The 12,934-nt window shown below is 67.1% G+C and carries 12 protein-coding genes; 8 read left to right on the top strand and 4 right to left on the bottom strand.

Annotated features, from left to right (window positions below):
• Positions 1 to 26: 26 nt before the first annotated feature.
• Positions 27 to 356 carry a hypothetical protein gene (locus tag N5J73_RS11910; protein WP_005414880.1) on the bottom strand — a complete coding sequence of 110 codons (330 nt, stop codon included), beginning with the start codon at positions 354 to 356 and terminating at the stop codon, positions 27 to 29.
• A gap of 167 nt (positions 357 to 523) precedes the next feature.
• On the opposite strand from N5J73_RS11910, the gene N5J73_RS11905 reads away from it, so the two are divergent.
• From N5J73_RS11905 to N5J73_RS11875, 7 genes are all read left to right on the top strand, one after another.
• On the top strand, positions 524 to 2,896 hold the full coding sequence (locus N5J73_RS11905) for a S9 family peptidase (protein ID WP_049443761.1): 2,373 nt from the start codon (positions 524 to 526) through the stop codon (positions 2,894 to 2,896).
• A complete protein-coding gene (locus N5J73_RS11900; RefSeq protein ID WP_057500890.1) occupies positions 2,893 to 3,312 on the top strand; it encodes an NUDIX domain-containing protein in 420 nt (139 codons plus the stop codon). Before N5J73_RS11905 ends, N5J73_RS11900 begins: the two co-directional genes overlap by 4 nt.
• Positions 3,313 to 3,342: 30 nt before the next feature.
• Positions 3,343 to 3,903, top strand: coding sequence for a hypothetical protein (locus N5J73_RS11895; protein ID WP_057500891.1), 561 nt, complete (start codon positions 3,343 to 3,345; stop codon positions 3,901 to 3,903).
• A 34-nt stretch (positions 3,904 to 3,937) separates the two neighbouring features.
• A complete protein-coding gene (locus tag N5J73_RS11890; protein ID WP_088480118.1) occupies positions 3,938 to 4,879 on the top strand; it encodes a hypothetical protein in 942 nt (313 codons plus the stop codon).
• 116 nt (positions 4,880 to 4,995) lie between these two features.
• On the top strand, positions 4,996 to 6,105 hold the full coding sequence (locus tag N5J73_RS11885) for a hypothetical protein (protein ID WP_279940976.1): 1,110 nt from the start codon (positions 4,996 to 4,998) through the stop codon (positions 6,103 to 6,105).
• Positions 6,106 to 6,110: 5 nt separating this feature from the next.
• Complete coding sequence (gene hemF, locus N5J73_RS11880; RefSeq protein ID WP_088480116.1) at positions 6,111 to 7,007, top strand: oxygen-dependent coproporphyrinogen oxidase; 897 nt, start codon at positions 6,111 to 6,113, stop codon at positions 7,005 to 7,007.
• 94 nt (positions 7,008 to 7,101) lie between these two features.
• Positions 7,102 to 8,265 (top strand): hypothetical protein, encoded by a 1,164-nt coding sequence (locus N5J73_RS11875; protein WP_154349868.1) that lies wholly within the window; start codon positions 7,102 to 7,104, stop codon positions 8,263 to 8,265.
• A 42-nt stretch (positions 8,266 to 8,307) separates the two neighbouring features.
• On the opposite strand, the gene N5J73_RS11870 is transcribed toward N5J73_RS11875, so the two are convergent.
• Together N5J73_RS11870 and polA are read right to left on the bottom strand one after the other, a co-directional pair.
• Positions 8,308 to 8,787 carry a YetF domain-containing protein gene (locus tag N5J73_RS11870; protein ID WP_049443778.1) on the bottom strand — a complete coding sequence of 160 codons (480 nt, stop codon included), beginning with the start codon at positions 8,785 to 8,787 and terminating at the stop codon, positions 8,308 to 8,310.
• A 328-nt stretch (positions 8,788 to 9,115) separates the two neighbouring features.
• The gene (gene polA / locus N5J73_RS11865) at positions 9,116 to 11,890 is read right to left on the bottom strand and encodes a DNA polymerase I (RefSeq protein WP_164078604.1); all 2,775 of its coding nucleotides are present in this window, start codon (positions 11,888 to 11,890) and stop codon (positions 9,116 to 9,118) included.
• Positions 11,891 to 11,988: 98 nt separating this feature from the next.
• Here polA and N5J73_RS11860 point away from each other — a divergent pair, with 98 nt between their 5' ends.
• Positions 11,989 to 12,273 (top strand): DUF2782 domain-containing protein, encoded by a 285-nt coding sequence (locus tag N5J73_RS11860; protein ID WP_049443782.1) that lies wholly within the window; start codon positions 11,989 to 11,991, stop codon positions 12,271 to 12,273.
• 135 nt (positions 12,274 to 12,408) lie between these two features.
• Here N5J73_RS11860 and N5J73_RS11855 read toward each other — a convergent pair whose 3' ends face one another.
• Positions 12,409 to 12,855 (bottom strand): universal stress protein, encoded by a 447-nt coding sequence (locus N5J73_RS11855; RefSeq protein WP_005411629.1) that lies wholly within the window; start codon positions 12,853 to 12,855, stop codon positions 12,409 to 12,411.
• Positions 12,856 to 12,934 lie beyond the last annotated feature (79 nt).

Here is a 12,934-nt window from a genome sequence, read left to right as displayed (position 1 = left end):
CCCCTGTGCCCGTGGCATGGGCCGGCTCAGCCCTTGCGCGCAGCAGGACGGGTGAAGTGCCAGGCCAGCAGCTGGCCGAGGCCGGCACTACCGACCAGCGCGGCGGCGGCGCCAAAGGTCAGGTCACGGGCACCGATGGCTTCCAGCAGGGCCATGGCCAGGGCCAGGCAGACCAGGCTGATGCCCCAGCGCAGCGCGCCCTGGCGGCGGCGCTCTTCTTCCAGCACGGCCAGCGAGCGGATCACTTCTTCCGGCACGTGCGGGGCCACCAGTTTGCTGCGGGCGCGGGCATCGGCAATGGCATGGATCGCGTAGGCGATGCAGATGAAGAGGGTGATCGGGATCAGTTCCTGCATGGTCGGGCTCCTGTTCGGTGGATGATGCGGGTTCAGGAGAATGGATGCGCGAGGCCGGCCACCGGTTGCACCACTTTGCCAATCCCGCTGCCATGACCTGTGGCCCCTGCCCCGGGCCCTTGCGGCTGCTACGCTTGGCCGGTTTCCTCTACTGGTGCCGTCCGCCCATGTCCCGAGTGCTGCCCCTGTCCCTCCTGCTGTCGGCCGTGCTGGCCGCACCGGCTGCGCATGCCGCGCCGACGCCGATCACCATCGAACAGGCCATGGCCGACCCGGACTGGATTGGCCCGCCGGTCGAGAAGGCCTGGTGGTCGTGGAACAGCCAGCAGGTGGAATACCAGCTCAAGCGCAACGGCAGCCCGGTGCGCGATACCTTCCGCCAGCCGGTGGCCGGTGGCGTGGCCGCGCAGGTGGCCGATGACCAGCGCGGCACCCTGGACGTGGCCGAGCCGGTCTATGACCGCAGCCGCAGCCGCAGCGCCTTCGTCCGCAACGGTGACGTGTTCGTGCGTGACCTGCGCAGCGGCGCGCTGACCCAGCTGACCCGCAGCAACGAGCGCGCGGGCAACGTGAACTTCGCCGCCGACAACGGCGTGATCTGGCGCGTCGGCCAGAACTGGTTCCACTGGACCGCCGCCAGCGGCGTGCAGCAGGTGGCCAGCCTGAAGGCCGAGACGGACCCGCGCACGGCACCGAAGGCTGACGTGCTGCGCGACCAGCAGCTGCGCACGCTGGAAACCCTGCGCCGCGACCGTGACCAGCGCGAAGCACTGAAGGACCAGGACCAGCGCTGGCGCCAGGCCGACCCGACCCGCGCGCCGGGCCCGGTGTACCTGGGCGCCGACGTGGAGATCGCCGACAGCGTGCTGTCGCCGGACCTGACCCACTTGATCGTGGTGACCAAGCCGAAGGACTTCGACGACGGCCGTGGCGGCAAGATGCCGCTGTACGTGACCGAGTCGGGCTACGAGGAAACCGAAGACACCCGCACCCGCGTCGGCCGCAACGGCTTCGAGCCACACACGCTGTGGTACGTGGACGTGCGCACCGGCAAGGTCGAGAAGGTTTCGCTGGCCGGCCTGCCGGGCATCAGCACCGATCCGCTGGCCGAGCTGCGCCGCAAGGCCGGCAAGGACGCGCTGAAGGGCGAGCGCAGCCTGCAGGTGATGAGCGACTTCATGGGCGGTGGCATCCGCTGGAGCGCCGACGGCCAGCAGGCTGCGGTGATGCTGCGTGCCAACGACAACAAGGACCGCTGGATCGTCAGCATCAGCGCCGCCGACGGCCGCGTGCAGAACCGCCATCGCCTGACCGACAACGCCTGGATCAACTGGGGCTTCAACGATTTCGGCTGGATGGCCGATGGCCGCACGCTGTGGCTGCTGTCGGAGGAATCGGGCTTCTCGCACCTGTACATCCAGACCGGCACTGCCAAGCCGCAGGCGCTGACCAGCGGCAAGTGGGAAACTTCGGCGCCGGTGCCGTCGGCCGATGGCAAGGGCTTCTACTTCCTGTGCAACCAGCAGGCGCCGCATGACTACGAAGTCTGCGCGGTCGACACCGGCAGCCGCCAGGTGCGCGAGCTGACCAGCCTCAATGGCGTGGAAGATTTCTCGCTGTCGCCGGACGGCCAGCAGCTGCTGGTGCGCTATTCCGGCGCCTACCTGCCGGCGCAGCTCGCCGTGCTGCCGAGCACCGGCGCTGGCCAGACGCGCGTGCTGACCGATACCCGCACCGCCGAGTACAAGGCACGCCAGTGGATCCAGCCGAAGCTGGTGGCGGTTCCGTCCAAGCATGGTGCCGGCGTGGTCTGGGCCAAGTACTACGAGCCCGAAAACAAGGAACCCGGCAGGAAGTATCCGATCGTGATGTTCGTGCACGGCGCCGGCTACCTGCAGAACGTGCACCAGCGCTACCCGGCCTACTTCCGCGAGCAGATGTTCCACAACCTGCTGGTGCAGAAGGGCTACATCGTGCTGGACATGGATTACCGCGGCAGCGAAGGCTACGGCCGCGACTGGCGTACGGCGATCTACCGCAACATGGGCCACCCGGAGCTGGAGGATTACAAGGACGGCCTGGACTGGCTGGTCGACACCCAGCAGGGTGACCGCGACCATGCCGGCATCTACGGTGGTTCCTACGGCGGCTTCATGACCTTCATGGCCCTGTTCCGCTCGCCGGGCACGTTCAAGGCCGGCGCCGCGCTGCGCCCGGTGGTCGACTGGCACCAGTACAACCACGGCTATACCAGCAACATCCTCAACACGCCGGACATCGATCCGGAGGCGTACCGCGTGTCCTCGCCGATCGAATACGCGCAGAACCTGCAGGACAACCTGCTGATCGCCCACGGCATGATGGATGACAACGTGTTCTTCCAGGACTCGGTGAACCTCACCCAGCGCCTGATCGAACTGCACAAGGACAACTGGTCGATCGCACCGTACCCGCTGGAGCGCCACGGCTACGTGCGCGCCGATTCCTGGCTGGACCAGTACAAGCGCATCCTCAAGCTGTTCGAGCAGAACCTGAAGTGAGCAACGCCGCGGCCACGATCCATATCGTGGCCGCGGTCATCCTGGATGACCGCGGCCGGGCGCTGGTGGTGCGCAAGCACGGCGCCAGCCGCTTCATCCAGCCCGGTGGCAAGCCTGAAGCCGGCGAAGCACCGCTGCAGGCACTGGCGCGCGAACTGGACGAAGAACTCGGTGTGCAGGTGTGCGCCGGGACCGCCGTCGCGCTGGGCACGTTCGAAGACTGGGCGGTGAACGAGCCCGGCCACCTCGTGCAGGCGCAGGCATGGTGGGTGCAGGTGGACGGCACGCCACAGGCACGCGCGGAGATCGCCGAACTGGCCTGGGTGCCGCTGCAGCCGCCGCACGGCCAGCCCTTGGCACCGTTGAGCGAACACCATATCCTGCCGGCCGTCGCCACCCGGGTGACAGCCCGCTGAGCGTGCGGGCGCCGACCGCAAGGACACCGGATGTCAATGTCGATCCCGCCGATTCCTTCGCTGGTCCAGCCGGGCTATCACGCCTGGGTGCGCCCGATCGCACAGGCTTCGTTCTGGCTGTCACTGCTGCTCACGGTCTACTTCGTGATGCAGGGACTGCTGCTGTGGCCGCTGCACAACCTTCCGATCTGGCACCTGGTTGAGAGGGAAGTGCAAGACCAGCACTTGCACAGCCTGATCTGGCTTTTGGCGCATCCGGTGGCCGCGTCGATGATTGTCGCGCTGCTGTGCCTGGCCTCGACCCTGGCCAGCTGGGGCCTGCTGCGCGAGCGCAGCTGGGGCCTGTGGAGCTTTGTGGTGATCCTGCTGCTGAGCGCATTGACCAACTTTGCGATCGCCGGCTGGTTGGACGTGTTCATGCGTGACGTCATCCCGTTTCTCTCCGACGACGCCGTCCTGCAGCAGGAACTCCATCTGAAACGCTGGTTGATCACGCTGACCGTGGTGGCCATGTCATTTGTGATCCTCGGCCTGCAGGGCTGGTTGGCCTGGCGCCTGTTGCGGCCGGACATCCGCTCGCGCTTCCACTGAGCCACACCTTTTCCCGCACGACAAGGACCGTCGCATGCGCTTGCTGACCCTTCTCCCCGCACTGCTGCTGTCGGCCGCGTTGCCTGCTGCCGCCGACGCGCTGCAGTGTGGCGAATACCGCAGCACCGATGGCGGCATGGCGCTGGTGTTCGAATCATCCACCACCGGCTATCGGGCTCTGGACGGTCAGGAACGCGCACCTCTGCGCATCGATCGCAGCGCCGGCGATCTGCACCTGGTGTTTCTCGACGACGGTGCATCCACCGCCATCAGCGTGGCTGCTGACGGGGCGCATATCAACGACGGTATGAACGACTTCGAGCTGCATCGACCCCAGGCTTGCCAGCGCGCCCCCGCGCCCGGCGCCTGCCTGGGCCAACCTGCGCTGTGCATTGCGCGGCTCGCGGATGCGCCACCGCAACAGGCGCAACGCGCGTGCGAGGAAGGCGTCGGCGCTGGATGCTCGGCGCTGCTGCGCCACTTTCTCGCTGCACCGGCCGCCGCGGCCGGTCAGCAGGACGCACCATTGCCTGCCGCGCAGCGCACCACGCTGCAGCGGCTCTGCCTGCACCAGCGCGGTGGGCGCTTCTGCACCGAGGTGGCCGAACAGCAGTTGATCGCGCTGGAACCTGCGCTGGCGGTGCAGGCGCTGCAGGTGGTCTGTGATGCTGGACGCGTCAGTGCCTGCGAACGCACCGCGCCGTTGCGCGGACTCGGCGCCGATCTGCGCCTGGTGCCATTGCAGAAGGTGCCATGTGGTCGTTACCAGGCCGATGCTGACGTGATCGACTTCGGTGCGGGCACGCAGGCCCGCCTGCACGAGGGTGCTGTCCACCTGCAGCAGAACGGTGAAACGCTTGTGCTGCGACAACTGGGCAACGGCGATCTGCTCGGCATGGACACGCAGACCGGCTACCAGCGATATCGGCCCCTTCCCAACGCACGCTGCCGGGCCGCGCTCGGCCATGATCACTGACCTTTACGCTGCCGTTCTGCCAGGAGTTACCGGATGCCTTCCGCCACCGACATCCGCCACCGCCTGTCACGGGGGTGGGGTGGGGTGCTGCGCTTCTGTTGCTGCTGAGTCCGGTCGTGTCCGCACAGGCGCTGCTGTGCGGCACCTTCAAGGACGCCGACAGCGGTACCCGCCTGCAGGTGGAAAGCCCTGTGCAGGGCCGCCTGCTCGCGCCTGGCGTGGCGCCGGAACCGTACAACCTGGAGCGACTGGGCGAGTTGCTGGTGATGGCCAGCCTGGTCACCGGCAACGTCAGCGCACTGAAAATCGCCAGCGCCGGCCGCGTCCTGGCCGGCGATGACCACCGCTACAGCTTGGAGAGCGCGACCGAGTGCCGCGCAGCACCGGCGTTTGCGGCCGGGAGTTGCCGCGCGGACATCGCGCAGTGCATCGATGACATGGCACTCGCCGGTCCCGAACGCTGGCGACAATGGTGCCGCGAGGATGTTCCCGTCGCCTGCAATCTGCTGATCGAGGACTACCGCAGCGATGCCCGCAACGACCTGCTGGTGGAAATGGCCCTTGCCAGCGATCGCGAAGAGCCGGCCACGCCAGCGTCCTGTGAACAGGGCACCGCGAGCTACGACCGGGACGCGTGCGAGCAAGCCGAGACAGCCAGCCGTGCACGCGATATCGGTTGGGCGTTCTCACTGGCGGGCAGCACACCGCACCAGGTGTCACTGCCTGCTGAGCAGCTGGACGAGGTCAGCACGCTGTGCCGCGAACATCCCAGCGCCAGCTTCTGCCATGCGACCGCCGTTGCGTTGTGGGCTTCCAAGCGCCTGCTGCCTGCACGCGATGCGCTGCAGCTGGCGTGCAGGGTCGGCGAGGATCCACAGGCCTGCAGCACGGCCACGCCGCTGGCGTCGCTGTCACCGGCGGATCTGGCCATAGCGCCTCTGGACGCACTGCCCTGTGGCCGCTACCAGGCGCAGGCCGGCGACCTGGTGTTCGGCGAGGATGGCCAGGTCCGGATGGCAGGGCTGGAGGCGCAACCTGCCGTGCTGCGCGAGGGAGCCGTCCACGTGCGCAGCGGGAGAGGCGAGGACCGGGTGTTCTGGCAGCTGGCCAATGGCGACCTGGTGGCGAACGACCGCGACAACCGCTTCACCCGCTACCAGCGCGATGGGTCGGCCCCCCGCTGCGTCGCGCGCGCGGGTACCGGCACAGGCCCTGCGGTAAAGTAGGCGCCATGAACGAATTCGAGCGCGTTCGCGCCTACCTCACCGACCTGCAGGACCGCATCTGTGCAGCGATCGAGGCCGCCGATGGCCAGGCCCGCTTCCAGGAAGACCTGTGGCAGCGGGCCGAGGGCGGTGGCGGGCGTACCCGCGTGCTGCGGGACGGCGCGGTGTTCGAGCAGGCCGGCATCGGCTTCTCCGACGTGGCCGGCAGCCGCCTGCCGCCGTCGGCCTCGGCCAACCGCCCGGAACTGGCCGGCGCTTCCTGGCGCGCCACTGGCGTGTCGCTGGTGTTCCACCCGCTCAATCCCTACGTGCCGACCACCCATGCCAACGTGCGCTTCTTCCAGGCCCAGCGCGACGGTGAGGTGGTGGCCAGCTGGTTCGGTGGCGGCTTCGACCTGACCCCGTTCTATCCGTTCGACGAGGACGTGCAGCACTGGCACCGGGTCGCACGCGATCTGTGCGCGCCGTTCGGCGACGAACGCTACAGCGCGCACAAGCGCTGGTGCGATGAATACTTCTTCCTGCGCCACCGCAACGAGACGCGCGGCATCGGCGGTTTGTTCTTCGACGACCTGCACGGCGACTTCGAGCGCGATTTCGACTACCTGCGCGCGGTGGGCGATGGCTTCCTCGACGCTTACCTGCCGATCGTGCAGCAGCGAAAAGACACCGCCCATGGCGAACGCGAGCGCGAATTCCAGCTGTACCGCCGCGGCCGTTACGTGGAATTCAACCTGGTCTATGACCGCGGCACCCTGTTCGGGCTGCAGAGCGGCGGCCGCAGCGAGAGCATCCTGATGAGCCTGCCGCCGCGGGTGCGTTGGGAGTACGGCTTCAGTCCGGAAGCGGGCAGCGCCGAAGCGCGCCTGGCCGACTACCTGGTGCCGCGCGACTGGCTCTGAAGTTCCGGTGCCACGGCTGAGCGTGGTGCCTTCGTTACCTGCGGTGCGCGACGCACCGGACAGGACCTGTTCCATCTCCTTCAAGGACGAACCGATGTCTGCTGCTGTTTCCCTTCGCCCGCGCGTTGCGGGCTGGCGCTCCCTGCTGTTGCTCGCGCTGGCCTCGGCCAGCCTGCCGGCTGCCGCGCAATCGATGGCCTGCGGCACCTACAAGGACAGCGGCGGCAACACCACGCTGACCCTGGAGAGCGAAGGACACGGCTTCCTGTCCGGCCCCTACCAGGCCACCGAGGAACTGCGCGTTGCCCGCCAGGAAGACGTGCTCGGTACCGGCAACCTGTCCACCGGCCAGCTGGAAAACTGGTACTTCTCGGACAACGACCGCACGATCAGCACGCCCTATCGCGAGTTCACCCGTGAGCACGCCGCCGCCTGCAAGACGATGCCGGAACCCATCGAGGGCGGTTGCGTGATGAACACCTCCGACTGCCTGGAAGCGCTGCCGGAGGCCGCTCCCCAGAAGCTTCATGCATGGTGCGTTGAAGGCGTGGGCGCAGCCTGCATGCGTCTGCTGGAGACCTACCAGCAGCAGGCCAAGGACGCCGCGCCCAAAACGGAGGAACCGCCGATTCCCGAGATCTGCAGGAAGGAGCTGCCGTCGTTCGACGCCGAGGGTTGCATGACGGCAGCCAAGGAGATTGCCTCGGAAATGATGGGCAAGGCCCTGCTCGGCCTGCAGCATTCCGTGGATGCGCCCCTGCCGCCCGCGCAGCTTGATGAACTGATCGACCTTTGCCGCGTGCAGCAGGGCGAAACGTTCTGCGCCGACACCGCTGAAACCTTGTGGAGCAGTGGCCGCCTGCAGCAGGCCCGCGATGCGCTGCAGCGATCCTGTGCCCAGCGCGCCGATGCCCCGGCCTGCGGTCCGGCCAAGGACCTTGCCGTTCTCGCCAGCGCCTCCACCTCCGCGCTCACGCCGGTGCCGGCCACCGCACTGCCCTGTGGCAGCTTTGAAGCCGAGCGCAGCGTGTTGTCGCAGCTGCGCTTCCTCGAGGGGGGTGTAGTTGAGGCCGGTGGCCGCGAACAGCCACTGCGGGCGAGCCTGCGCGACGGCCGCATCCTCATCCATCGCGATATCGGCAGCGACTTCGTGCTGCAGCTGCTGCAGAACGGCAACCTGGTCGGCATCGACAGCGGCAACCGTTTCGCCTACTACGAGCGCAAACCGGCGGCCGGCACTACCCGCTGCACACCATGAATGATGCCGTGCAGCGCCGAGCCCATGCTCGGCGCTACACGATCAGGTGCTCTTCCGCGGAATGATGGTGATGTGTCCGGTCGTCTCCAGCAGGGCGATCTGCACGTCTTCGATCTGCAGCCCGCCCTGCTGGCGCAGCGCGGCGTCGAAATCAGCGCGACTGATCAGTTCGCGGCGGAGAACACCCTCCAAAAGCCGGCCATCGCGCGCGATCACGGTGGGTTCTCCTTCGATCATCCGCTCCATCCGGCGATTCCGGGTGGTCAGCCAGCCCACCCCGTAATTGAGCAGGATGAGGGTGGCGGCCAGCAGCAGGCCTCCACCCAGCGAAGTGTCCGTGCCCAGCAGCGCGTTCTGCACCGCATTGCCCAGCAGCACGATCAACAGCACGTCGAACGGCGTGATCTGGCCCAGCGCGCGTTTTCCGCCGAGGCGGACCATGCCCAGCACCACGACATAGACCACCACCGCGCGCAGGATGAATTCCCACCAGGGCATTGCCAGTGCGAACAGGTCGGGCATGGTCTTCCCCTGTGGAACGGTCGCCCAGCCTAGCATCTGGGGTCCGAAGTGCCGGCGGCGCAAATAAAAAGCCCCGCTGACCAGGGGGAGGTCAACGGGGCCGGGGAACGGGCACTTGGGGAGGAGTCCCCGTTCCGAGATCTGCTCCAGGGGATGGGAGAGATCCACAACAGGCATTGCGCCTGTCGAGAGTTATAGAAGCACTCCGAACACTAACGGTTCGTGAAGGGGCCCAATTTAATGAACATCGATCGGGGAAACATTCATGATCGAGTCAGAAACCTCTGACGAATGAACGAATTCACGTCGTTTTCCGCCTGAAACACCTTCAGTGCGCTTCGTCCCAGTTGTTGCCGATGCCGGTATCGACCACCAGCGGCACCCGCAACTTGGCCGCTTGCGACATGCGCTCCACCACCTGCAAACGCAAGTCTTCGACGAAACTGCTTTCGGTTTCGAACACCAGTTCATCGTGCACCTGCAGGATCATCCGTGCCGGTGCGCCGCTGTCACGCAGCCACTGGTCCACGTCCACCATCGCGCGTTTGATGATGTCGGCGGCGGTGCCCTGCATCGGCGCGTTGATCGCCGCGCGTTCGGCACCGGCGCGCAGGCCTTGGTTACGTGCATGAATGTCGTTCAGGTACAGGCGACGACCAAACAGGGTTTCCACATAGCCCTGGTCGCGGGCCTGCTGGCGCATCCGCTCCATGAAGTCGCGCACGCCCGGGTAGCGGCTGAAGTACAGCGCCACGTAATCCTGCGCCTGGCCACGGTCGATGCCCAGGTTGCGGGCCAGGCCGAAGGCGCTCATGCCGTACATCAGGCCGAAGTTGATCGCCTTGGCAGCGCGGCGCTCGTTCGGGGTCACTTCCTCCAGCGTACGCCCGAACACCTCGGCAGCGGTGGCACGGTGCACGTCGGCGCCCTGCTCGAAGGCACGCACCAGGCCCGGGTCCTCGGACAGGTGAGCCATGATCCGCAACTCGATCTGCGAGTAGTCGGCCGCCAGCAGCTGGAAGCCCTCCGGAGCGATGAATGCGCGTCGGATGCGGCGGCCATCCTCGGTGCGGATCGGGATGTTCTGCAGGTTCGGGTCCGATGAGGACAGGCGGCCGGTAGCGGCACCGGACTGGTGGTAGCTGGTATGCACGCGGCCGGTATCCGGGTTGACCATCTCCGGCAGCTTGTCGGTGTAGGTGCTGCGCAGCTTGGCCAGCCCGCGATACTCCAGGATCACCCGCGGCAGCTCGTGCTGGTCGGCAATCGCCTCCAGTGCCTCTTCGTTGGTGCTGGGCTGGCCTTTCGGGGTCTTCACCACCGCCGGCAGCTTCAGCTCGTCGAACAGTACCGCCTGCAACTGCTTGGGCGAATCCAGGTTGAAGCTGCGTCCGGCCAGTTCGGTGGCCTTCTGCTGCGCCGCCAACATGCGTGAGGACAGGTCCTGGCTCTGCCGGCGCAGTTCGTCGGTGTCGATCCGCACGCCGTTGGCTTCGATGCTGGTCAGCACCGGCACCAGCGGCATCTCGATGTCGCGGTACACGCTGTCCAACGCCCGTTCAGCCAACAGTTGCGGCTGCAGCGCACGGTGCAGCCGCAGGGTGATGTCGGCGTCCTCGGCCGCATAGCGGCTGGCTTCATCGATGCCCACCTGCGAGAACGGAATCTGCTTGGCACCCTTGCCGGCCACGTCCTCGAACTTGATGGTGCTGTAGCCCAGGTAACGCAGCGCCAGCGAATCCATGTCGTGGCGGGTGGCAGTGGAGTTGAGCACGAAGCTCTCGAGCATGGTGTCGTCGTGGTAACCCTGCACCTCCACGCCGTGACGGCGCAGCACATGCAGGTCGTACTTGCCGTGCTGGCCCAGTTTCTTCTTCGCAGGGTCCTGCAGCACCGGGCGCAGTGCATCCAGCACCTGCTGCATCGGCAGCTGGGCCGGCGCACCCGGGTAATCATGGCCAACCGGAATGTAGGCGGCCTTGCCCGGCTCGACCGCCAGGCTGATACCCACCAGGCGCGCACGCATCGCGTCCAGCGCATCGGTTTCGGTATCGAAGCTGATCAGGTCGGCCTGCTGCAGGCGTTCGACCCAGGCCTGCAGCTGCTCGGCGGTCAGCACGGTCTCGTATTCACCCGGCGCCGCCAGCGCCGGATCCAGCGTACCCGCGGCCGGTGCCTCGGCGCTGCCGCGGGCAAAGCCGGCGGCGGTGCCGCGCAGGCTTGGGGTGGCCTCACTGGCAGCGGCGGGCGCCGGCAGCGGTGCCCCCAGCTCCTTCAGCGCCTGGGTGAAGCCATAGCGCGCATACAGCTCGGTCAGCTCCGGCACGTCCTGCTCGCGCAGGGCAAGCGTGGTCGGGCGGGCGTCCAGCTCGACGTCGGTGCGGATGGTCACCAGTTCGCGGTTCAGCGGCAGGCGCTCCAGCGCCGCGCGCAGGTTCTCGCCGATCTTGCCCTTCATGGTCGGGGCGGCCGCCATCACCCCATCCAGGTGCTGGTACTCGGCCAGCCACTTGGCGGCGGTCTTCGGCCCGCACTTCTCCACGCCCGGCACGTTGTCGACGGTGTCGCCCATCAACGCCAGCAGGTCGACGATCTGGTCGGCGCGCACGCCGAACTTCTCCATCACCGCGGCATCGGAATCCATGCGGCTGCCGGTCATGGTGTTGACCAGTTCGATGCCTGGCCGCACCAGCTGGGCGAAGTCCTTGTCGCCGCTGGAAATGGTCACCTTCAGGTCCTGCGCCACGCCCTGCAGGGCCAGCGTGCCGATCACATCGTCGGCTTCCACGCCGGGGATGCGCAGAATGCTGATGCCCAGCGCTTCAACGATGCGGCACATCGGCTCGACCTGGCTGCGCAGCTCATCGGGCATCGGTGGGCGGTTGGCCTTGTACTGGTCGTACAGGTCGTCGCGGAAGGTCTTGCCCGGCGCATCGACCACGAACGCCACGTAAGCCGGGCGCTCCTTCAGTGTCGAGCGCAGCATGTTGACCACGCCGAACAGCGCGCCGGTGGGTTCGCCCTGTGCATTGGACAGGGGCGGCAGCGCGTGGAACGCGCGGTACAGGTAACTGGACCCGTCGATCAGGACTAATCTGCTCATGGGTCGATTCTACGCGCCCGTGCCTGCATCGCGGCGACACGGCAGGCGCCCGGCGATGGGGCATAATCAAGGCTCATTCCAGGCAAAGGCCCCCGCCGATGAAGACCCTGATGCTGGCTTCCCTGCTCCTGCTCGCTGGCTGCGCCAGCATGGGTGGCGCGGGCGCTCCCCCGGTGGACGTCAAGGGCGCGGATGTGTCCAGGCGCACCATGGACAACGGCGATGTCATCGAGGAATACCGCGTGTCCGGACAGCTGCGCATGGTCAAGGTGACCCCGTCGCGCGGTGCGCCGTTCTACATGTACGACAAGAACGGCGACGGCCGTTTCGACAACGACAAGGATGGCGTGTCGCCGGTGTACTGGAAGCTGTACAGCTGGTGATGTAGCCGGGGTCGGATCCCTGCAATTCAGTAGATCCACGCCATGCGTGGATACGCCCTGCCGGCCCCACAAGAAAAACAACGCCGGCGCGCATCCTGCGGCCGGCGTCGGGTCCCCTCCCCGGGAACGCTTGAATCAGCGGATGACCAGCACCGGCAGCGTGCTGCGTGCCAGCACCTCGGCGGTCTGGCTGCCCAGCAGCACACGGGTCACGCCACGGCGGCCGTGCGAGGTCATCACGATCAGGTCACTGTTGCGCTCGCCCGCCGTCTCGATGATGCCGTCGGCCGCATAGCGGTCCAGCACATGCACCGGATTGGCGGTGATGCCCTGCTCGGCGGCCTTGGCCAGCGCCGGCTGCAGCACTTTCTGCGCGCCTTCCTCGCGGTCGGCCTTGTACTCAGGGCTGTTCATGTAGCCCACGCTCCAGCCCATGGCGTCGTACATGCCGACGGCCCACGGCTCGGAAACGGTCACGATATCGACCTCGGCATTGAGGTCCTTGGCCAGCTCCAGGCCCTTGGCCAGGCCCTTGTCGGCCAGCTCGGAACCGTCGGTGGCAATCAGGATGCGCTTGTACATGGTGGGGCTCCGTGGCGGTCTGCCAGATGGGAACGACACCATTGCACACCGGATGTGGAGGCCGCGCCTTGAGCAGGAT

It is taken from the genome of Stenotrophomonas sp. GD03654 (assembly GCF_029845105.1).
In the GTDB taxonomy this organism is placed as follows: Bacteria; Pseudomonadota; Gammaproteobacteria; order Xanthomonadales; family Xanthomonadaceae; genus Stenotrophomonas; species Stenotrophomonas africana.
The sequence above is the reverse complement of the archived record's forward strand: the minus strand, read 5'-3'. Positions and strand labels throughout refer to the sequence as shown.